13 protein-coding genes are annotated in these 21,946 nt (G+C 68.8%); 4 read left to right on the forward strand and 9 right to left on the reverse strand.

Features of this window, described 5'->3' with window-relative positions:
- Positions 1-10: 10 nt before the first annotated feature.
- Positions 11-11,485 (reverse strand): amino acid adenylation domain-containing protein, encoded by an 11,475-nt coding sequence (locus ACF07B_RS36880; RefSeq protein WP_392182119.1) that lies wholly within the window; start codon positions 11,483-11,485, stop codon positions 11-13.
- A gap of 639 nt (positions 11,486-12,124) precedes the next feature.
- A complete protein-coding gene (locus ACF07B_RS36885; protein ID WP_392182120.1) occupies positions 12,125-12,940 on the reverse strand; it encodes an endo alpha-1,4 polygalactosaminidase in 816 nt (271 codons plus the stop codon).
- A gap of 454 nt (positions 12,941-13,394) precedes the next feature.
- On the opposite strand from ACF07B_RS36885, the gene ACF07B_RS36890 reads away from it, so the two are divergent.
- Both ACF07B_RS36890 and ACF07B_RS36895 read left to right on the forward strand, forming a co-directional pair.
- Entirely contained in the window at positions 13,395-14,867 is a 1,473-nt protein-coding gene (locus tag ACF07B_RS36890) for a PQQ-binding-like beta-propeller repeat protein (RefSeq protein WP_392182121.1), read from the forward strand.
- Complete coding sequence (locus ACF07B_RS36895; RefSeq protein WP_392182122.1) at positions 14,864-15,676, forward strand: glycosyltransferase family 2 protein; 813 nt, start codon at positions 14,864-14,866, stop codon at positions 15,674-15,676. Before ACF07B_RS36890 ends, ACF07B_RS36895 begins: the two co-directional genes overlap by 4 nt.
- A gap of 122 nt (positions 15,677-15,798) precedes the next feature.
- Here ACF07B_RS36895 and ACF07B_RS36900 read toward each other — a convergent pair whose 3' ends face one another.
- Positions 15,799-16,668, reverse strand: coding sequence for a hypothetical protein (locus ACF07B_RS36900; RefSeq protein WP_392182123.1), 870 nt, complete (start codon positions 16,666-16,668; stop codon positions 15,799-15,801).
- Between the two features lie 15 nt (positions 16,669-16,683).
- Positions 16,684-17,169, reverse strand: a complete 486-nt coding sequence (locus ACF07B_RS36905; RefSeq protein ID WP_392182124.1) for a DUF4231 domain-containing protein — start codon at positions 17,167-17,169, stop codon at positions 16,684-16,686.
- A 470-nt stretch (positions 17,170-17,639) separates the two neighbouring features.
- Between ACF07B_RS36905 and ACF07B_RS36910 the strand changes: the two genes are divergently transcribed.
- Entirely contained in the window at positions 17,640-18,494 is an 855-nt protein-coding gene (locus tag ACF07B_RS36910) for a GNAT family N-acetyltransferase (protein WP_392182125.1), read from the forward strand.
- A gap of 149 nt (positions 18,495-18,643) precedes the next feature.
- Here ACF07B_RS36910 and ACF07B_RS36915 read toward each other — a convergent pair whose 3' ends face one another.
- From ACF07B_RS36915 to ACF07B_RS36935, 5 genes are all read right to left on the reverse strand, one after another.
- Complete coding sequence (locus ACF07B_RS36915; protein WP_392182126.1) at positions 18,644-18,988, reverse strand: hypothetical protein; 345 nt, start codon at positions 18,986-18,988, stop codon at positions 18,644-18,646.
- 181 nt (positions 18,989-19,169) lie between these two features.
- Positions 19,170-20,102: a hypothetical protein gene (locus ACF07B_RS36920; RefSeq protein WP_392182127.1), complete on the reverse strand. Its 933-nt coding sequence runs from the start codon at positions 20,100-20,102 to the stop codon at positions 19,170-19,172.
- A gap of 82 nt (positions 20,103-20,184) precedes the next feature.
- A complete protein-coding gene (locus ACF07B_RS36925; protein ID WP_392182128.1) occupies positions 20,185-20,322 on the reverse strand; it encodes a hypothetical protein in 138 nt (45 codons plus the stop codon).
- Positions 20,323-20,349: 27 nt separating this feature from the next.
- Positions 20,350-20,796 carry a PaaI family thioesterase gene (locus tag ACF07B_RS36930; protein WP_392182129.1) on the reverse strand — a complete coding sequence of 149 codons (447 nt, stop codon included), beginning with the start codon at positions 20,794-20,796 and terminating at the stop codon, positions 20,350-20,352.
- 60 nt (positions 20,797-20,856) lie between these two features.
- Positions 20,857-21,195, reverse strand: coding sequence for a LysE family translocator (locus ACF07B_RS36935; RefSeq protein WP_392182176.1), 339 nt, complete (start codon positions 21,193-21,195; stop codon positions 20,857-20,859).
- Between the two features lie 149 nt (positions 21,196-21,344).
- On the opposite strand from ACF07B_RS36935, the gene ACF07B_RS36940 reads away from it, so the two are divergent.
- Positions 21,345-21,860: a hypothetical protein gene (locus tag ACF07B_RS36940; protein ID WP_392182130.1), complete on the forward strand. Its 516-nt coding sequence runs from the start codon at positions 21,345-21,347 to the stop codon at positions 21,858-21,860.
- Positions 21,861-21,946 lie beyond the last annotated feature (86 nt).

Raw genomic sequence — 21,946 nt, forward strand, 5'->3', positions numbered from 1 at the left:
GTCTCCCCGGTCACTGTGCCAGCTTGCGGGCGATCACCTCCATGATCTGACCCGCGGGTTGGGGCATGTGCAGGTCGTGGTGCGAGGCGTCCACGTCGTACTCCTCGACGGTACCGAGGACGTACGCCCGCCATCCGGGCCCGTACGACGACAGACCGCCGGTCTTGTCCGACTTCGCGTTGAAGTACAGCAGGTCGCCGCGGTAGACCGGCGAGGCGAAGACGGCCATCGCGTTGAGGTTGTTGGCACCCACCTTCGACATGTCCTCCAGGAAACCGTCCAGGTTGTCGGTGTTCATGTACTGGCCGAAGACCTCCTCGACATCCCCCCGGTACATCGCCGCGGTCCTGCCGGCCACCTGCTTGAACGGGCTGTCGGGGGCGGTCGTCGCCGGTGGGGCGTCCAGGACGGCGACGAGGCCGACGCGGTGGCCGCGCCGGTCCAGCTCCGCGGCGGCGGCGTGCACGACCGGGCCGCCGAAGGACCAGCCGATCAGGTGGTACGGGCCTTCCGGCTGGACGGCGAGGATCTGGGTGAGGTAGTCGTCGATCATCTCCTCCACCGAACCGGCCAGCGGGTCCATGCCGTTGGAGCCGCGGGACTGCAAGGAGTACGCGGGCCGGTCCTTCACGTACGGCGCGAAGGTGAAGAACGCCCAGCCCAGGCCGCCGCCTCCGTGGAAGAACCACAGCGGCGGCTTGCCCGTACCGGGATCTCTGTTCAGCGGCAGCACGACCCCGTACGAATCGCTCTCGTCGTCCGGTGTACCGCCGACGATCACCAGACCGCCCAGCTCGGCCACCGTGGGATGGTCGGTGATCGTCCTGAGGGGCAGGTCGATGCCGAACTCCTCGCGGATGCGGGCGCCGAGGCGGGTGGCCAGGTCCGCGTTCCCGCCGAGCCCGAAGAAGTCGTCGTCGACGCCGACCTCGTCCAGGCGGAGCAACTCGCCGAAGAGGGCGCACAGTTTCTCCTCGTGCGCGTTGCTCGGCCCCCGGCCGTTCGGGTTCTCCTCATGGGAGTTGCGCGAACCACGGCTGCTCGGGTTCCCCTCAGGGGACTTGCGCGGACCAGGGCTGCTCTCGGTGGCCGTGGGCCGCGTGGACCGTACTCGTCGGTCCTCCGGCACCTCGATCGCGCTGATCGGCGACTGCGGGGCGGCGGCCAACTGGCCCAGCACCGACACGAACCCGGCGGCGATGGCGTCGGCCGTTCCCCTGTCGAACAAGGTGGTCGCGTAGATGAGTTCGCCTCGCAGTGCCCCCGAACCGTCCTCGGCCAGGGTGAACATCAGGTCGGCCTGGGCGGTGGACGTGAGGTGCTGCTCGAACTCCACCTTGAGGCCCTGGAGTTCGAGTGCCCGCTTTTCGAAGTTCTGCCAGGCGAACATCACCTGGAAGAGCGGCTGGTACGCGGCCGAGCGGTCGAGGCCGAGGGCCTCGACCAGCATCTCGAACGGCAGGTCCTGGTGCTCGTAGGCCGCCAGCGCCTTGTCCCGCACCCGCGTGAGCAGGTCCGCGAACGACGGGTCGCCGGAGAGGTCCACCCTCAGCACCTGGGTGTTGACGAAGAACCCGACCATGTCGGCCAGCCCCTCGTCGGTGCGGCCGGCGATCGGGTTGCCGATCGGCACGTCCTCGCCGCCGCCCAGCCTGCCCAGCAGCACGCCCAGCGCGGCCTGGACGACCATCGCCATGGTCATCCCCCGTTCGTCGGCGAGTCTCCGCAGCCCGGCCACCAGGTCCGGTTCGACGACGAGGTCGACCATGTCGCCCTCCGAGCTCCTCACCCTGGGCCTCGGGCGGTCCAACGGCAGGTTCAACGGCTGTGGCACCCCCGCCAGTTCCTCGCGCCAGTACGCGGTCTGCGCGGCAGCCAGACTCTCCGGGTCCGCCACGTCGCCGAGCAACTCACGTTGCCACAGCGCGTAGTCCTCGTACTGCGCGGCCAACGGCTCCCACCGCGGCGCCCGGCCCTCCAGGCGCGCGACGTAGGCCTCGGCCAGGTCGCGTGCCAGCGGCGCTCCGGAACTGCCGTCCGTGGCGATGTGGTGGATGACCAGAACCAGGACGTGCTGGTGAGCGGAGCGTCGCAACAGGGTGGCCCGCATAGGGATTTCGGCCGCCAGGTCGAAGCCGTGACCGGCCGCCTCGTCGATCGCGCGGGACTCGTCCTCGGGCGCCACCTCGATCACGGGCACCCGCACCGTCGCCTGTGCCGCCGACAGGACTCTCGGCTGAGGCTCGCCATCGCCGTCCGTCACATACGTGGTGCGCAGAATCTCGTGCCGCCCGACCACGTCTCCGATCGCGGCGACCAGCGCAGCCTCGTCCAGTGGCCCCGTGAGCCTGAAGGTCGGGGAGATGTTGTAGGTCGCCGCGCCACGATCCAGTTGGTGCAGGATCCACATACGGCGTTGCGCGAAGGACAGCACGGTCCCGGCGTCCACCTCTGTGCGATCACGCGGCTCGAACCGGAGGCGGCGGGGAGCGGCCGCCTTCCGGGACCACTCGGCGAACGCGGCCACCGTCGGCAGGTCGAAGATCGTACGGATCGGAATCTCGATCCCCATCTCGGCGCGGGCGCGATTGATCAGCCTGGTGGCCAGGAGCGAGTGCCCGCCGAGGGCGAAGAAGTCGTCGTCGATACCGACCCTCTCCAGACCGAGCAACTCGCTGAAGAGGCCGCACAGTTTCTCTTCATGGGCGTTGCGCGGTCGCCCGCTGCTGACGGTGGTCGTGTGCTTCGCGGGCAGTGCCCGCCGGTCGATCTTTCCGGCCGGGTTGAGCGGGAGCCGCGAGAGCGGTACGAAGGCGGCCGGAACCATGTAGTCGGGAAGGCGTTCGCGCAGGTACGCGGGCAGCTCGGCCAGCAACGGGCCGATCGCCTTGGCCAGCGCCGGGGTGTTCACCCGGACACGGTCGGCGGCGCCACTGGGAACGAACCCTCCGGACAGGGCCCGCCGCCCGTCCTCCCGTTCGGGCAGGAGGATCGCGTCGAAGGTGTGGACCGCCTCGCCCGACCAGGTGAGGACCGCGTCCAGCCCCTGCGTGCCTGCCCAGACGACGACGTCCTCCGGATCGAGCGGAACGCCGGCAGGAGCGACGGTCCCCCGGGCACCGATGGAGGTCGCCGCGGCGGCCTCTTCGGTCAGCCGGGCGTTGGGTATCCCGGTCACCCTCACCGGGCCCCCGCCCGCCCTCTCCACACGGCCTCCCAAACCGGCCAGGCCGGACACCTCCCGGCCCCACGCGACCGCGGGCACACCGGAAAGATCGAGGACGTCGGCCGGCTCCTTGTGCAGAACGACCTCGTAGCGGTGCCGGGTCAGCTCGTTGTGCGCCTGCCCCGCCTTCAGCCGGATGTCCACAGCACCGGCATGCTCGCGCGCCCACTCGGCGAACCACTCCGGAGCGACCACCAGTTCCCGCTCGGCGAGCAGCGCCTGCTCCACGAGCGTCCGCACCTCGCTCGCGGACGCGTGGGGGTGCGCCGCGCCCTGCACCGCGGTGGCCAGGAGTCTGAGGGTGGTGGCGTTGCGGACGTCGCCGACGATGATCCGGCCGCCCGGAGCGAGGAGCCGCATCGACTGGCTCAGCACCCGGTCCAGGTAGGCCGCGCTCGGGAAGTACTGCGTCACCGAGTTGATGATCACGGTGTCGAAGGTGCCCTGAGGCAGCCCCGAGAGGTCATCGGCCGCCTGGGCCGCGAGGTGGACCCGGTCGCCGTGGCCGGCTTCCGCCGCCTGAGCGCGGACGCGGTCGACGACCGTCGGCGAGATGTCGGTGGCCCAGTACGCGTCGACCTCGCCGACGATCTTCGCCAGCAGCAGACCGGAACCCACACCGATCTCCAGCACCCGGCGCGGCGCGTACCGCAGTACCTGGGCCACCGCCGCGTCCCGCCACCGTCGCATCTGTTCGAGCGGGATCGGCTCGCCGGTGTAGCTGGAGTTCCAGCCCTGGAAGTCCTCTCCCCACGTCCCGTCGGCTGAGGCGGTATAGGTGTCGTCATAGACGTGGCGCCATTCCTCGATCTGGGCGGTGGTGTCGGGGACGGCGGCGTCGGGATCGGGTTCGATGTAGGCGACCAGGCGCTGGTCGCCCTTCTGGTCCTCGCGGACCACGACCGCGGCCTGTGCGACCGAGGGGTGTCCGCTCAGGACGTGGTCGATCTCGCCGAGTTCGATACGGAACCCGCGGACCTTGACCTGGGAGTCGGTGCGTCCGAGGTATTCGACCTGGCCGTCCCTGTTCCACTTCACCAGGTCGCCGGTGCGGTACATCCGCGCGCCGGCCGGTCCGAACGGGCAGGCCACGAAGCGTTCCGAGGTCAGTCCGGTCTGGCCGAGGTAGCCGCGGGCCAGGCAGGTCCCGGCGAGATAGAGCTCGCCGGCGACGCCGGGGGCGACCGGGCGCAGCGCCGCGTCGAGGATGTAGACCTGGTTGTTCCAGATGGGGGTGCCGATGGGGACGCGGTCGGTGCCGGGGACGTGCTGCCAGCCGGTGACCTCGACGGTGGCCTCGGTGGGGCCGTAGAGGTTGTTGGCGGTGCAGCCGGGCAGCAGGTCGGTGAAGCGGTTGGCCAGCGCGGGCGGGAAGGCCTCGGCGGCGACCTCGATCCAGCGCAGGCTGGTGCAGTTCGCCGCGGCGGGTTCGGTGACGAACGCGGACAGCAGCGAGGGCACGAAGAACGCGGCGGTCACCTGCTCGCGCCGGATCAGCTCGGCGAGGTAGGCGGGGTCGCGGCGGCCCTCCGCGCTGGCCACGACAACGCTGGCGCCCATCTGCAGGTTGGAGAACATCTCCGGCACCGAGGCGTCGAAGCTGGCGGAGGTGCTCATCAGGATCCGGTCCTCGACCGTGACCCCGAAGTGCTCCAGCCCCCACTCGATCCGGTTGGTGATCGAACGGTGCGCCACCGGCACGCCCTTGGGGCCACCGGTGGAACCGGAGGTGAAGATGACGTAGGCGGCGTTGTCCGGCGACAGGTCCCGCACGGGGTCCGTGCCGGGGCAAGCGGAGACGTCGGGCAGCGTGTCCTCAAGAAGGAGCAGCGGCTTGGCGCTCGCCAGGACATGGCGTACGCGTTCGGCGGGCAGCTCGGTGTCCAGCGGCACATACGCGGCACCCGCCTTGACCACCCCGTACACCGCGACGAGCAGGTCCACCGAGCGGGGGATCTTTACCGCGATCAGCTGCTCGGGGCCGGCGCCCTGCTCGATGAGCCAGTGCGCGAGCTGGTTGGCGCGCCGGTTGAACTCGGCGTAGGTCAGGCTCTCGTGTTCGCCGACCACCGCGACGCGGTCGGGGGTGCGGGCGACCTGGGCCTCGAACGCGTCGGGCAGAGTGGTCCCTGTCACCGGGTGGCCGGTGTCGTTGATCCGCCTTACCAGGCGGTCCCGCTCCTCCTCCCCCAGCACCTCGATCGAGCTGAGCGGGGCCCCGGGCGCGGCGGCCACCTGCTCAAGGACCCGCACGAACCGCGCGACGACGTCCGCTGCGGCCTCATGGTCCAACAGGTCCTTCTGATACTGCAGGACCAGTTGAAGCTGCGGATCGGCAGCGGCGGCCAGGATGACCGGGTAGTGCGAGCCCGCGAACGGGCGCAGCCCGGTGATGGCGACACCGGCTGAGGAGTTGGCCTCGCCGATGGCTTCCCGGTCGATGGGATACGACTCGAACACGACCATCGTGTCGAACAGTGCGCTCAGCCCGGTCGCCTGCTGGATCTCCGCCAGGCTGTGCTGGTGATGGTCGAGCAGGACCGCCTGCCGGTCCTGCAACGCGGTGACCAGGTCGGCGAAGGAGTCCTGCCCCTCACAACGCACCCGGACGGGAATGGTGTTGATGAACAGCCCGACCATGTCGTCGACGTCCTTCACCGCGGGCGGGCGCCCGGACACGGTGGCTCCGAAGACGATGTCGGAGTGCCCGGTGAGATGGGCGAGGAGAACGGCCCAGGCACCCTGCACGAGGGTGTTGAGCGTGACGCCGAGCTCCGCGGCCCGTCGGGACAGGCCCTGCTTGCCCTCGAATACCACTTCGATGGTGCCGATGCCCGCGGAGTCGTGCCGAGTTCCCGCGCGCGGCACGAGCAGGGTGGGTTCCTGCACACCGTCGAGTTCGGCCGCCCAGGCGCCTGCGGATTCCTCGTGGTCGTGCCGGGTGAGCCAGGTCAGGAAGTCGCCGTAGTCGCTGGTGGGGGCGAGCGCGGCCGGATCGCCGTCGGCCGCGTAGAGCAGCAGCAGGTCGCGCATGAGCAGAGGCGTGGACCAGCCGTCGAACAACACGTGATGGGCGGTCAGTACGAGTTCGGCGCGGCCGGGTTCCAGAACGGCCAGGGCCAGCCGGATCAGCGGTGGGGTGTCCGCGTCGAAGTAGGTGGTCCGGTCACGGTCGAGGAACCGCTCGAACTCCTCGGTGCGCTCCGGCTCGTCGGTCGCGGTCAGGTCGAGGTGCTGCCACGGCAGCGTCACCGATTCCGGTACGACCTGGACGAGGTCGCCGTCGGTCCGGTCGACGAACGCCGCGCGCAGGGCGGGGTGGCGGTCCAGGAGTGCTTGTCCGGCCCGGCGCATCCGTTCCGGGTCGACCTCGCCGGACAGGTGGAACACCAACTGCATGTGGTAGGCGTCGAAGGAGGATCCGGCCAGCATCGCGTGGAACAGCAGCCCGGACTGTGCGGGGGTGGCCGGCCATATCCGGGCCAGTTTGCCGAAGCGGGCCTCCCAGGTGTCGATCTCGTGTTGGGCCACGGTGACCAGGGGTGCGTCGCTGGGGGTCAGTCCGCCCGCGCCGTCGGTGGTGGCGTGCCGGGCCAGCGCGGTCAGCGCCTGGACCCACAGGGCCGCCAGTTCGCCGACCTCCTCGCGAGTGAGGACGCCGGTGGGAAAGCCGAAGTAGGCGGTCAGTTCCTCGCCGTCGCCGGTGTCGGTGGCCACCGCGTTGATCTCCAGCGCCGACAGCACCTCCATGTCCGCGTCGGGTGCGGCGATCAGGTCGGCGTGCGTGGTGTCCGGGGCCCAGCCCAAGCCTCGCAGTTCCTCGGGAAGGTCCGAACGAGAGGCCTTCCCCAGGTAGTTGAATCCGATCTGCGGTCGGCGTGCGGTGGCCAGTACGGCGGCCGTGTCGGGGTTGAGGTGGGCCAGCAGTCCGTAGCCCAGGCCGGCGTCCGGTACCGCCCGCAGCTGTTCCTTGACGGCCTTGACCGCCTGCCCGGCGGCCGCGCCGCCCGCGAACGCCTCGTCCAGGTCGATACCGACGACGTCCAGACGGACCGGATACATGGCGGTGAACCAGCCGAGCGTGCCGGACAGGTCCGCCCCGGGCACCAGTTGCTCCTCACGGCCATGCCCCTCCAGCCGCACCACCGCCGAGGACGCGGAGGTGCCGCGTGCCTGACGCCAGCGCGCCAGGGCCAGGGCGAGTCCGGCCAGGAGGCCGTCGTCGACTCCGCCGCGGAAGACTGCGGGCACCGTGTCAAGCAGGGTCTTGGTGACATCGGCCGGGACACGGACGCGCACCGTGTCCACGGTGGCGGCGACATCGAGTACGCCATCCAACTCCCTTACACCCAGAGTCGGTTCGTCACCGTCCAGCATCCGCTGCCACAGGGCCAGCTCGGCGACCCGCTCAGGGCGGACGGCCTCCTCGGCCAGGGCGTGCGTCCAGCGGCGCAGGGAGGTGTCGACGCCTGCCTGTTCGGGGCGGCGCCCGCCCTCGACCTGCTGCCAGGCGGCCACGAGGTCGGGCAGCAGGATCCGCCACGACACACCGTCGACGACCAGGTGGTGCAGCACGATCAGCAGCCTGCCCGTGCCCAGGTACGAGTCACCGTCGCTACCGGTATCGGTGTCGATGGTCATGCCGGTGCCGGTGCTGGCGTCGGTGTCGGCGTCGGCGTCGGCGTCGGCGTCGGCGTCGGCGTCGGCGTCGGCGTCGGCGTCGGCGGTGAGCAACACGAACTGCGCCATGATGCCCGCGTCCGGGTCGAGGCGACCGGCCGCCGCGTCCAGCTCGGCCCGCACATCAGCGCCGGACAAGGCGAGCTCCCGTACCAACGCGCCGGCATCCACGCTGCCCCTCGGCCGCATCCGCAGACCCGGCCGCTCCCGGTCGAGTCGAGAACGCAGCACGTCGTGCCTGTCCAGGACGGCTTGCAGGGTCGCGATCAGTCCCGGACGGTCGATGCCCTCGGGCAGGGTCAGCAGCGCGGACATGCAGAACCGGCCGATGCCCCCGCCCAACGCGAGCACGTGCGCCGCCGTCGGCGGCAGCGGTGCCCAGCCGACGCCCTCGCCCTCCAACTCGGCCAGCGTCACGCGCTCCTCGTCGGCCCGGTCCTCGACGAGCTCGGCGAGCCGGGCGACCGTACGGTGCTCGAAGATCTCCCGCGTACTGACGACGACACCACGCGCCTTGGCACGCGCCACGACCTGGATGGACCGGATGCTGTCCCCACCACCGGCGAAGAAGTCGTCGTCGACACCCACCTGCCCGGGCCCCGAGCCCAGCACATCGGCGTACACCTCCGCCAGTACCCGCTCCGTCTCGCCGCGCGGTGCCTGGTACTTGGCACCGGTGAACTGCGGCTCGGGCAGGGCGGCCCGGTCCAGTTTGCCGTTGGCGGTCAGCGGCAGCCGGTCGAGGACCGCCAGTTGGGCGGGGACCATGTAGTCGGGCAGCCGCTTGGCCACGAACCGCCGCAGATCCGCCACCGAGACGCCGGCGTCCAGGGCGAAGTCGCCGTCCCCGGCACCACCGTCCACCGGCACCACGTAGCCGACGAGCCGCCTCCTGCCGGAGGGGTCCTCGCACACGGTGACCACGGCCCGGGCGACGGTGGGGTGCTGGGCCAGGACGGTCTCGATCTCCGTCGGCTCGATACGGATGCCGTTCACCTTGACCTGGTCGTCGGCGCGTCCGGCGTACCTGAGCCGGCCCTCGGCGTCCCACCGGGCCAGGTCGCCGGTCCGGTACATCCGCGCACCGGGCGGGCCGAAGGGGCAGGCCACGAAGCGCTCCGCGGTGGTGGCGCCGTTGCGGTGGTAGCCGCGGGCGACCGGGCCCGCCACATACAGCTCACCGATCACGCCCGGTGCGACCGGAGCGAGTTCGGGCCCCAGGACGTGGGCGCGCATGTTGGCCAGCGGAGTGCCGACGGGGATCGCACCGCTCCCGGCCCACTCCTGCGGGACCGTGAAGGCGGAGGCGTAGAAGCTCTCGGTCTGGCCGTAGGCGTTGACGACGCGGCTGCCGGGCAGGGCCTGCCGCACTCGGTGGACCAGGTCCCCGGCGAGCGCCTCACCGGCGAACACGACGGTTTCGACGTCGAGGCGCAGGCCAGGGCCGCCGTCGGTGGCAATCTGGTCCAGCAGGGCGGAGAACACCGTAGGCACGGCGCTGATGGTGGTGCCCGACCAGGCGTCGCGTTCGGCGAGTTCGAGGACGTCGCGGACGATCTCGACGCTCGCGCCGCAGGTCAGCGCGGTGAAGATCTCGAACACGGAGACGTCGAAGTTCACCGAGGTCGCCGCGAGCATCCGCGAGCCCGCCTCGACCCCGGTGCGCCGGGCCAGGTCCCGCACACCGTTGACGACACCGGAGTGGGTCATCGCGACGCCCTTGGGGGTGCCGGTCGACCCGGACGTGAACATCACGTACGCCAGGTGGTCGGGCCCGATACCGGCCGTGGAGGCGTCGACGACGGGGCCGTCCAGATCCAGGTCGAGGTCCAGGTCGTCGAGGTGCAGCAGCGGGGTACGGCAGCCGGCCACGGTGTGCGCGGTGTCATGGTCGGTGAGCACCAGGGCCGGGCGGGCGGTGTCCAGCAGAAGGCCGACGCGTGCGGAGGGGAAGGCGGGGTCGACCGGCAGGCAGGCGCCGCCGGCCTTGAGGACAGCTGACAGGGCGACCACCAGGTCGGCCGAGCGGGGCAGCGCCACGGCCACCAGCACGTCGGGTCCCACGCCGTGTTCACGTAGCACCGCGGCCAGCCGGCCCGCGCGGGCCTCCAGCAGTCCGTACGACAGCGATGTACGTCCGGACACGACGGCGGTGGTGTGCGGGGCCCGCGCCGCCTGGGCGGCGACCAGCTCCGGCACCGTCGCCGCCGGAACCGGAACGCTCGTCTCGTTCAGCCGGGCCAACCGGTCCCGCTCGGCCTCGGTGAGCACGTCCACCCCGCCGAGGCGTGTCCCGGGAGCGGTGACCACCTGCCGCAGCACGCGTACATAGCGGTCGACGAGGCTCTCGGCCGTGGAGTGGTCGAACAGTTCCGTCGCGTACTCCAGGCGCCCGTACGCTCGCCCGGAGGGGTCCGGGACGATGTTGAGGAACAGGTCGAACTTCGCGGTCTCGGTGCCGGGCCAGACAAGGGTGCCCCGCAGCCCCGGCATCTCGATCTCCGGCCACACGAACTGCCAGGCCAGCATCACCTGGAACAGCGGCTGGTAGGCGGTGGTGCGCTCCGGGTCGAGAAGCTCCACGAGGTGCTCGAAGGGAACGTCCTGGTTGTCGTAGGCGGCGAGGGCCCGCTCCCGCACCTGCTCCAGCAGATCACCGAACGACGGGTTGTGCGACAGGTCGACGCGCAGCACCCAGGTGTTGGCGAAGAACCCGATCAGGTCTTCCAGCTGCTCGTCGGGGCGCCCTTCGATGGGGCTGCCGATGGTGAGGTCGTTGCCGGCGCCGAGGTGGTGCAGCAGCACCGCGAGCGCGGCCTGCGCGACCATCGGCGCCGTAGCGCCGTGCTCGGCCGCCAGCTTCCGCACCCCGGACAGCAGCTCGGGTTCCAACTCGAACATGACCTCCGCGCCGCGGTGACCGGCCGAACTGGGCCGCGGCCGGTCCAGCGGCAACTGCATCGGCTGCGGTACTCCGGACAACTCGCGGCGCCAGTGCTCCAGTTGCTCCGCGGCCACACTGTCCGGGTCGTCCTCGTCGCCGAGCATCCGCCGCTGCCACACCGTGTAGTCGCGGTACTGCACCGGCAGCGGAGTCCAGTCCGGCGCGTCGCCCTGCCCGCGAGCCGCGTACGCCGACAACAGATCCCGCACGAAGGGCGCCATCGACGCCCCGTCCGCCGCGACATGGTGGAACACGAACACCACCACGTGTTCCAGCCGCGAGACACGGAGCACGGTGGTCCGCAGGGGCAGGTCCCTGTCCAGCTCGAATCCCTCGGCCGCGGTCTCACGCATCGCGTCGTCCACCGCGTCCGCGGCCACCTCGACGACCCGGAACGGCGACGCCGCCTCCTCGACGGGCAGGATCCGCTGCTCGGGGATGCCGTCCTCGTTCTCGACGAGCAGGGTGCGCAGGCTCTCGTGCCGGGTGACGACGTCCGCCACCGCCGCGGCCAGGGCCGCCGTGTCCAACTCCCCCTCCAGGCGCAGCGCGAAGGGGATGTTGTAGGTCGCGGACGGCCCCTCCAGCCGGTGCAGGAACCACAGCCGGCGCTGAGCGAAGGACAACGGGATCATCGGCTACTCCTCAACGTTCGTCTGTCGCAGCTGGAGTCGGTTCGACCTGGCCGATTCATCGATCCGTCGGACTCGTTGCGCATGCGGCCGACCAGCGGGGTGACCAACCGAGGATGCCCAGGGCGGGAGGGAAAACGAAGTCCGTACGGCCCTTCAGCTGTCGGTCGACTCGGTGAACTGGCCGCAGGGCCAGGTGAGTTGACTTACCGATCCCCCACTGCGACGGGAGGATCCCGGAGGGACCGCAGGGTGTTCCGGCGTCGGCGTGACGTGTCCCGCCGACGGGACAGCACTGGACGATCCGGGCAGCCCCGGAGCGGAGCCTTGCCGGCCTACGACGGCGCCCAGCCGCCGCAGGCCGACAGCCGATTCGACTCGGCCCGCGGTCCAGCAGCTCTAGGTCGTGTCCGCAAAGTCGCGTCGTTCGCCCGGAGGGCGGGTCCGGCGGCGTCATGGGGGTCCCCCCTGCTCGAGCGAAGCCGAGAGCTCGGGGGAGCGTGCTCTCGGCGTGCCGGGCGCAGGCCCTCGTACTGGACGTACTAGGGTCTTCGCCCGGTGCGGCGGGGGGTGCCCCCTGCTCGAAGAGCTTGGGGGAGCGTGCCAGACGCCGCCGGGCAGGCGCGACTTTGCGGACACGGCCTAGCAGGTCTTGCGCACGTAGCCGCTGCTGCCCGCGGGTTTGACGTCCACGTCGCGCTGGACGATGCTCAGCTTGCTGCCCCATCCGTTGCAGGCCTTCGACCTGCCGGAGTTGGTGTACTCGATCACGATCACGTTGTTTCCGAAGGCGCTGGTGTAGTCGCCGCACTCGTCGTACTGGCCGCACTCCTCGGCCACGGCGAAGTCCAGCCCGTTGGCGGTGTGGTTGCCCGCCAGCTCGGGAGTGTTCTTCTGGCCGATGGCCAGGTTGTCCGCGTGGGCGCGGGCGGAGAGCAGCTTGATGAACGCCTGCGCGTTGGCTGCCGTCAGCCGGTTCCCGGAACGGGTGTAACTGTCGTAGTTGTCGGGCTCGATCGCCTGGAAGCCCTTGGTCCTGCAGCCGTCGATCAGGCTTCCGATCTTGCCGGCGATCCGCTGCCGCTTGCCGTCGGTGCCGATGTCGAGGAAGGCCTCGCCCCAGTCCTCGTCGTACACGACCTTCCCGGACGCGTCGCGCAGCAGCAGGTCGGAGTCCCATTCGTTCTCGGCACCCGGCTGCGCCTGGAAGGCGTTGATGTAGCAGATGTTGTACAGGCCTGCCGCCGGGGAGGCAGCGTTGTCCCGGGAGACGACCTTCACTCCGGCCGGCGGGGTGTAGGCGCCGCCGATCTGATAGTCGAAGCCGACGTGTGGGGGCGGCAGGGGCACGGACGCGGCCTGCGCGGTGGTCGCCGGGACGACCAGAGCACCGACCAGCGCTGCCGCGCCGATGACGGTGCCCATGAGTTTGCGGGAGGGAGTGGTGAAACGGCCCATGTGAATGAGCTCCAAGGGGGGAGAGGGCACGTCCCCGCCTCGGACGCGTAAGAACGTCCTGGCGACTTGGGCCGGGCTCGGGCGCGAGGCCTGCATACCGGCTGGGCGTGTCTCTGGACCGGAGCACGGCTCCGGTGTTGTCCGGGAGTAAAGCGACCGCCCGCAAAGATGTCAACGCCGCGACTCGCCGCCGGCGGGTTCCCACGTCTCACCACCCGCGCCGGACCAGCCACAACCTGCCCCGACGCCACCGCGAAGCCGCCGCGCCCGGCATGAGGACCCAGTCCATCGCGCACCCGAGATCAGGCTCTGGCTACCCCCGGCCTATTACTTGTTGGAGATCGATCTTCACCATGGTCCTGATGTGTCCAGGACGAACTGGGAAGTTGACCAAAGCGCCGGCAACACCAGGTGCCGGAAATCCACGGGCGCGATCGCCCCTATCATCGGTCCTGTGAGCGCCACCACAGCCAAGCACGATTATCGCTACGACGTCTGCCTTTCCTTCGCCAGCGAACAGCGGGACTACGTCGATCAGGTTGCCCACGCCCTGGAGAACCTCAGGGTGCGTTATTACTATGCAAACAATGTCGAAGCATCACTGTGGGGCAAAGAACTAACTGAACACCTCGATGAAATCTACGAAAGATCCGCTCTCTTCTGTTTGCTGTTCGTATCGGCAGCATATGCCGTCAAGAGGTGGACCACCCATGAGCGACGCAGTGCGCTGGCCCGGGCGTTGGCTGACCCAGAGGGCTACCTGCTGCCGGTCCGTTTCGACGACACTGCACTGCCCGGGCTCCGCCCGACCATCGGGTACATCGACGCAAGCGTCACCACGCCGGATCAGCTCGCGGAACTGGTCTTGGAAAAGCTGCGACTGCGGTCGCCTGAGCCGGTCTCGGCAACTCCCCAGGCCCACGAAGCAACAGCTCTTCCGTCGTCCGTAAGAGTACGGACCGCGATCCCGGGTCAAGAGATCTGGCGGGCGACGACTGATGGTCTGGTGCAGTCCTCGCCGCACGTACTCGGCAAGATGGTCTACTTCGGTAGCGGCGACGGCCACGTGCGGGCGCTTGACACCGCGACAGGCTCCGAGCAGTGGTCATTCCGAACCGGAGGCGCAGTGTGGTCCGCACCCGCGGTTGCCGACCACACCGTCTATGTGGGGAGCCAGGACCGTAACGTCTACGCTCTCGACGCAAGCAAGGGCCAGGAGCGCTGGAGGATCACCACCGGAGGGGCCATCTGGTCTTCACCCACGGTCGCCGACGGCACCGTCTACGTGGGTAGCCGGGATCATCACCTGTATGCCCTCGGTGCGGCCAACGGTCATGAGCGCTGGCGTTTCCGCACCACCGGTGATGTGGACTCCTCTCCCACGGTGCACAACGGCACAGTGTTCGTAGGCTCAGATGATCGGTGTCTCAGGGCGGTCGACACCGTATCCGGCCATGAGCTGTGGCGGTTGCGTACGGGCGGCGCCGTCCGTTCCTCTCCCACGGTGCACAACCAGACGGTTTACGTGGGCAGCGACGACTCCTGCCTCTATGCGATTGATGCGCCAACAGGACAGGAACTATGGCGCTATCGCACCGGAGACCGCGTCCGCTCATCACCCGCCGCTGACAAAGACACGGTCTACGTCGGTTCGCACGACGGCCATCTGTACGCCCTGGACGCACGGACCGGACGCGAGCGGTGGCGAACACGCACAGGCGAGTGGGCGCAGTCATCGCCCGCAGTTGCCAGTTCGACCGTTTACGTCGGTAGCGACGATCACTGTCTGTGCGCTCTCGACGCAGCGACGGGCCGTGTTCGCTGGCGGTTCGACACCGGCAGCGCTGTTCTCACCCGTCCCACGACATCAGGTCGGACCGTCTACGTCGGCGGCCAGAACGGCACCCTGTGCGCCATCTCCACATGACCAGCTCGACCTCGATCCCGGCGTGCGCCTCGGCACCAGAAGCTGCTGCGCCCCCATCGGTCCCATGGGGCAATTCGGTCAGCGGCTTGGTGACGGCACCATCCGGTCCTCAGCCAACCACTCGGCACCAGCCGCGTGTCTCGGTGGTGGTTGCCTGCCGTGACGAAGCCGCGGTCTTGCCCGCATTCCACGCCACGCTCCTGTCTGATCTGCGTACCAGTGGGTTGGACTGGGAGTTGGTGTATGTCGACGACGGCAGCCGTGACAGCACCCTGGAAGCACTGCGTGCCTTCGCAACGACCGACCCTCGCGTCATCTGCGTGTCGTTCGATCGCCGTCGAGGCAAGGACGCGGCCATGGTGGCAGGACTTCGCCGGTCCACCGGCGACTGCGCTGTATTCGTCGACGCCGACCTGCAGCACCCGACCACACTGCTCGGCCCGATGGTCGAACTCCACACTCGCGGCTACGAACAAGTGGTGGCACGACGGCGGTCCAAGCGGTCGGACGCTCTTGTGCGCCGGGTCGGCAGCCAAACCTTCCACCTGTTGGCTCGCACCCTTTGCAACGTGGATCTGGTGGAAGGAACTGGCGACTTCCGGCTCGTGTCACGCCGTGTCGCCACCATCGCCCTGGACCGTTCTGCCCAGCATGGCTATCTCCGCGGCCTCTTCTCAAGTCTGGCGCTCGAGGCGGCCTACGTGGACTACGACTGGCAGCCCCGTGCGGCCGGCCGTAGTAGGTGGAGCACCACTCGACTGATCTGCTACGCCCTGCGAGGACTGGCCATCTGCGGATATCGGATGTGACCGATGCCTGGACGGGTGTACCAAACTTCGGCCTTCCGTCACTGGGAGGCGCTTCCCAACGCTTCCGTTCACTACGGGACGCCGCCTCCGCCGCCACGCGCCCACCGGAGACGGGAAGGTGCTCAGCGAGCGCGACGGATGGAAGCCAACACTCCGATCGCCCAACAAAGCACTATCAGCCCCGTCGAAGTCTGTGCCGTCACCACAAGTCGACTCAAGGTTCCGACGGCGTAAATCCCGCTGTCGCCCGTAGTGGAAGCCGTCAGGGCGCTGAAATAGAGCCACGTAGGGAAGCCGGCAGCCGAATATCCAGCGAACAGACCGGGCCGAAGCGCATACATTCCATGGTAAGTGACCGCATAACAGGAAACCGACAAAAGCAGGAGTGCAGCAAGATAGACCGAGTGCGCCTGAGCGGCGGATCCGTGCGCGAGCGCACGACGGGAGAAGAAGCCTAAGTACCGCCCCATGTCGGAATAGTAGATATCATAAGTACCCAATGAGTATCGGATGACGAGCGACGCCAGCAGAGTGAGAAAGCCCAGCATTCCGATCTCGGCGGTGCCCAGAGCGAGCAACAATGGCGCAGCAGCACCTGACAGCAGGATCAGGGCGGATCCTGAGAAGGCGATGAGCAGCGGAGTCCAGAAGATCAGGGTCACGAGGCTGCGCAGCCGACGACGCAGGATACCGGATGAATCACGGGTCGGCATATCGCGGCGGCTGTAGCGGAGAGAGGTGCGCGGTCTGGGCGAGATCCGCACCTTGCAGAAATCGCATCTAACACCGTGGGCTTCAACTCGGTCTACGTCGAAGGTCTGCTCATGTCGCAAGTGGGCGAGAATTCCTGGCCCGTTCCTCCAGAGCCAGAGGTTGTCAGGAAAGAATGCGACGGTCTTCAACAACAGAGCGAGGTCCACGATCCCGATGACACCGTCGACCAGTAAGTGCATCGTGCGCTCAACGCCTCCACAGTTTGCCTGCGTTGCCACCCAAGGCCGTTATATTCATTCCACTGGTCGCGGTTGCTCGGATGTCGTGGAGGCAGTGGATTCTCTGCGCGTTCCGGCCAGCTGAACCCATGTCCCCATTTCCTGCTGCTCTATGCGGGTGACGGCAGAGGCAAGGATCCGGTCACGACGGTCCGGATCGTCATACGGCTCCGCGCCTGTCCGGTAGAGCCGACGTTCCGTCTCCACCGCCTCACGTGCCTGGCTGAAACGGATGTAGTCGTCGTGCCAGTGGAACATTGCCCGCAACCCGGTGAGAACGACTACCAAGCCACCCAGCACTGCTGGAATCTTGGCGTCACCGGGTTCCACGACCGCGCTGACCGGCACTGCGGAAGAGATCAGCAGGTTCAAGGTCTCCGTGCCACGATGGAACCGTCGAGCCTTGATCGCTGCCATCCGGTACCAGCCGTAGGAACCGTCGGCGAGCGACATGGCGTAGCCGGACGGTTCGTTCGCGGCATGGTCGATCGTTGCGCCCACAGCTCGAACCCCCCGACATGGGCCTTCTGTCAGGTGCCACACGGTAGCCCAAGCCTGATTCCGAGGGGATCTGCTGAACGAACATTTTGTCCTCGCGGCCGCCGCGGGGTTCGAATGAATCAGTCGGCGCGGCAAGCCCACAACGGGAGGCCACTGAGCTTGAGTTCGTGATGTCGGGTTCCTCGCCGGGTGATGTGCGTCAGATGTGGGCCCTGACTTGCTGCGCTTGATGTCCGAGCACGTCCCCGCTGGCGGTCAGGTCCTCCACGATCGACGCAGCACGGTCAGCGTCCGCCTGCCCGGACTGCCAGTGAGGGTCGGTCGGAATGACAGAGAGGACATCGTCACGCATGGGCTCACTCGATTCGCCGCACGGAAACCTCATCCAGGCGCCGCGATGCTACTGAACGCGCGCGCCGGATCCCAGAACTGGTCTCGTCGGATGCGGTGTTCCCCTGCTCCATGGTGGGATGCGCCACATGAGCAACCCGCTGCGTGCTTGTATCGAGCAGTACTACGCCACCGTGCCCCTGCTGTTCGCCGACGCCGAAGAGTTCGGACCGCTACGGTTGTTCGTACGAAAGGAGCCGGGAAGCCCGTACTACGGCGGCCCGAGCCACGCTCAACCCACCGCAGAGAGCGCCGGGAGCGTCACCGCAACGGACATCGCGCGGGTGCGTGCTCGGCAGCGCGAACTCGGCGTGCCGGAAGCCTTCGAGTGGCTCGCCGAGGCAGCCCCGGCTCTGCGAGCCCGTATGGCAGCCGTCGGCCTGCCGGTGGCAGAACGCCCGCTGATGGCCCTCGACGCGCACTTCCTTGTCCCCCCGCAGCCATTGCCGGACGGCGTCACGATCCGAGAGCTGACGGCCGACGACCCCGCACTCCCTGCCGTCCTTGCTCTGCCTCGACTGGCATTCGCCGCGGAGGGAACCTCTGTGGGCTCCGCAGGCCGTACGGAACTGTCGGCGGCGGCTGAGGAAGCGACCGCGGACGGCACAGTCGAGAGTGTCCGCCCGACCATCCGGGCCGGACACAAGACACTTATGGCGGCCCTCGCGTCGGACGGCACGCCGCTCGCCGTCGGCCACTACCACCCGGCCGATGGCACCACCGAGATCGGTGGCGTTGGTACCCTCCCCACCGCTCGCCGCCAAGGGCTGGCGGCAGCTGTCACGGCCGCCCTGGCCACCCACGCCCGCGAACACGGAGTACACACGGTCTTTCTCGCCTATGCGGAGGACAGCGTCGCTCGTATCTACCGCCGCCTGGGCTTCCGCCCCGCCGACGTCACCCTGCTGATCGCCAACCAACCCGCACGGTCGTAGATTTGCGGCCAGTAGCGATGGGAAGACCCATCTGCCAGACGCTGGAGACATGACGGGGAGCGTTCGGACGGCGCGTCGCGCCGCCAACTCCTGCCTGGTGGCCGGCGTTGATCAGTCTCGGGCTCGCGCCATGAACACCGCGTCCCACCTCAGCCGGCCTCCAGGGCGTCTGCCCGCGTCGTCAGGTCCGCAGCGACGCGATCCCAGTCCGGACCGTGCAGCCACAGGTTCTCTGCAGCCTCGCGCATCAGCGCCGGCTCATCAGGTCGCTGCAGGAGCACCAACCGGTAGGAGAGGTTGCGAACCCAGACCGGCAAACGACCGTCGACCACATGCGGGCAGAGCTCGCGGAGCATGGCGAGGATCGAGTCCGCGTCGGCGAAGGTCAGTTCCTCGACGAAGTAGTGCTCCTGGTGGTCGAGGTCGCACTCAGGCGTCGGCGCGAACTCGTCTCCGTAGAGGCACCGGGCGTGCTCCGTCAAGGTGCTGTGCATGCGCTGGAGCCCATGACGCCTTGATCCGCGGGAACGAACCTTAGCCCTGTCCCGGCGATCATCTGGCGGGTGCCCCGGTGGCACTTCGACCGGACATCGCGGGAGGGGTGGGCAAGCGAGTGGACAGAGACCGGCGGCCTGCGGCTGTCGTGGCACTCGTTGGCGGGAGGATCGGCAGGAGTCAGGCGCAGGGCCAGTTCTGGCTGTCTGTCACCTCGCGGGCGATGCGACGCCACTGCTCTTCCCCGCCGGGCAGGGGCCAGGCCCAGGTCGGCTGTTCCGAGGTGTTCAGGTCGTGAAGGAGGCGGACGAGTTGTGGGCCGGCGGTGGCAGCGCCGTCCGGGACGGCGGGGCCGTGGATGGCGCGGAGTTCGGCGAAGCGTGCCAGTTCGTCCTCGTAGAAGCCCACAGCTTCCTCGGTGCGCATGGCCAGGTCATCACGCGGGACCGTACGGTGCAGCTGCAGCAGCGGAGGCTCGACGGATTCGGCGACTGCCGCGGCGAACCGCGCGTGACCGTCCAGGATCAGGTGGCAGTCCAGGCCACTGACCCACCACAACAGGACCGGCGGGAGCGTCCCTTCACGGGCTTGCTTGCGGTACGCCTTGACCCGGCTGTCGTCGGCATCCGGCATCGGCCGCAGCGGCAGGACCTCCCACGAATGACCATGGAGGAACCAGTCGATGTATCCGTTTGGATGGCCGTCGACAAGCATCGAGCCCCAGTACTCGGCGTGCGAGGTGTCGGCGTGGCGCCAGCGTCGGAGCGGGCTCTCGCACGAGAGCAGCCACCGGCCGTCATGCAACGGGCTGCCCGGCGAGTCGATGATGTGTTGCGCAAAGCGGTGGGCCCACCGTCGCGGGCTGCCCGCCAGGGCGCGACCCGCATCGGCACGCAACGGCGGGACGAAGGAGCGGTATCCGTCGGTGCGCCAGAAGTCCACGCCGTCGTGCTGCTTGTCGACGACGGCGAGCAACACAGTCTGCGACATCTGGAAGACCAGCAGTCGCGCACCGGCAGTGAACACGCCCAACCCCGGCCGACGGCGGTCCTGCACGTCCAGGGAAAGGCCCACCCACGTACCGTCGCCCCGCGTGACATCGCTGCGCTGCATGCCCAGAGCGTAGACGGCTGCTGCGAGGTCACCGTCACATGGCCATCCCTCGCTGTTGGCCGCGAGCGCGCTACCTGTTCGGTCAGTGAGTGAACCAGAGGAAGATGCCCGCAATGAGGACGCTCGCGCGGTAGACCGTGGCGGTCATCTCGTAGTGGGTGGCCAGGCCGCGCGGCACGGAGTAGCGGTCAGGGTGTTGCCGGCGCTTCAGCCAGGGCACCTGGTCTGAAGTAGACGGGTAGTGGGCTCATTCGGTGCGCTTATTGACACGGATCAGGGTCTGCTGACCGTTCGCGACGAGCTTCCGAGCGCCGTCGGCCTGGACTCCGTAGACCTCCAGCAGGCAGACGGTCAGGGTGCGTCCGGGCTTGAGAACGGTGCCGATCGCTTCGAGGTGATCGCCGGCTGCGGGAGCGAGGAGGTTGATCTTGTACTCGACGGTGAGGACCTCGGAGTCCGCGTCGAACAGGGTGAGCGCGGCGTAACCGCCGGCGCTGTCGGCGATGGCACTGGTGGCACCGGCGTGGACGTAGCCGTGCTGCTGGGTCACCTCGGGGCGGTCCGGGAGCACGATGTGGACGCGGCCGGGGCCGATGTGAGCGAGTCGCGCGCCGAGGTGGGACATCAGGCCCTGAAGGTCGAAGCTGTCCTGGACACGCTTTTGCACCGCGGGGCTCGCCTGTTCCTGCTGCATCCGGTCTTCCACCTGCGTGCTCTCCGTCGGCTCCGTGCCGGGCGGGGCGGGTCGGGTTCCTCAGCCGACCCGGCGTTCCACCCGTAGGAAGACGCCGATGGCGATCATCATGGCACCGCTGATACAGGTGACGGCCCGGGCGGCCGAAGGCCGGGTACTCAAGAAGGTGCGGGCCAGGACGCCGACGGCGAGGTAGGCGACGGCGCACGCGGTCAGGTGCACCATGCTGAGCAGCCCGGTCTGCGCGGCGACCGGCCAGCCCGTGGCAGGGTCGATGAACTGCGGGAACGGTGAGAAGTACAGGAGGAGCGCCTTGGGGTTCAGACCGCTGATCCCGGCCCCCTTGAGCAGTATCCGCAGGCGAGAGGTATCCGTGCGGGAGACCTTCCAGGTCTCCAGGCGTTGAAAGGAGACGCCTTCCTCGCGGAGCAGGATGCGCAGGCCCTCGTGGCTGAAGTCGCCGACCACCCCCGCAGCGGACGTTGCATGATGCGGCACCGGTAGGCATCGGGGTGTGGCAGGGTTCCCTCCCCAACCAGCTGAGAGGGGTGACGGTGGTGTCGAGCGGCGCCGTGTCGGCGGACGATCCTGGCGGGGACCCGGACGAACATGTGCGGCTTGCTCGTTACCGGAGAGCGTTCGACGAGGTGGCCCCGGCGGATGCGGCTTCCCTCATCGCCCGAGTGCTCACCGATCCGGATAAGGGGATGGCGAACAGCGCCGTCTGTGAGTACCTCGACCGACGAGCCGCTGAATTGCTCACGGGTCCCGGCTATCCTGCCTGGCGCCTGGAGATGACTGGCGCCGTTGAAATGGACGACTTCTCCACACGGCGCCTCGATGAGTGGACTTTGCTCCGGGCGATGACCTTGAACGAGCCGTGGGACGCCGAGAACCTCCTCATGGCCTCCAACTGGCTACAGCTCCGCACCGCCGAAACGTGCTCAGTCACGTCCGTTCTGGACGTTCTGACCACGAGCGGCCGCACCCGCCGCATCCGCACCACCGCCGAGTCCCGGCTGTCCGCCGCCCGGCGGTCGACGCCGTCCGGACCGGAGCGCTGAGCGCCTGGCCCTTCGGCGCGGGCCGGTGCGGCCGGGGCTCGCACACCCCGCCGGGAGACCATCGGCCACTCCTACGGCCGGGGACA

This window comes from Streptomyces sp. NPDC015532 (assembly GCF_043078065.1).
GTDB lineage: Bacteria > Actinomycetota > Actinomycetes > Streptomycetales > Streptomycetaceae > Streptomyces.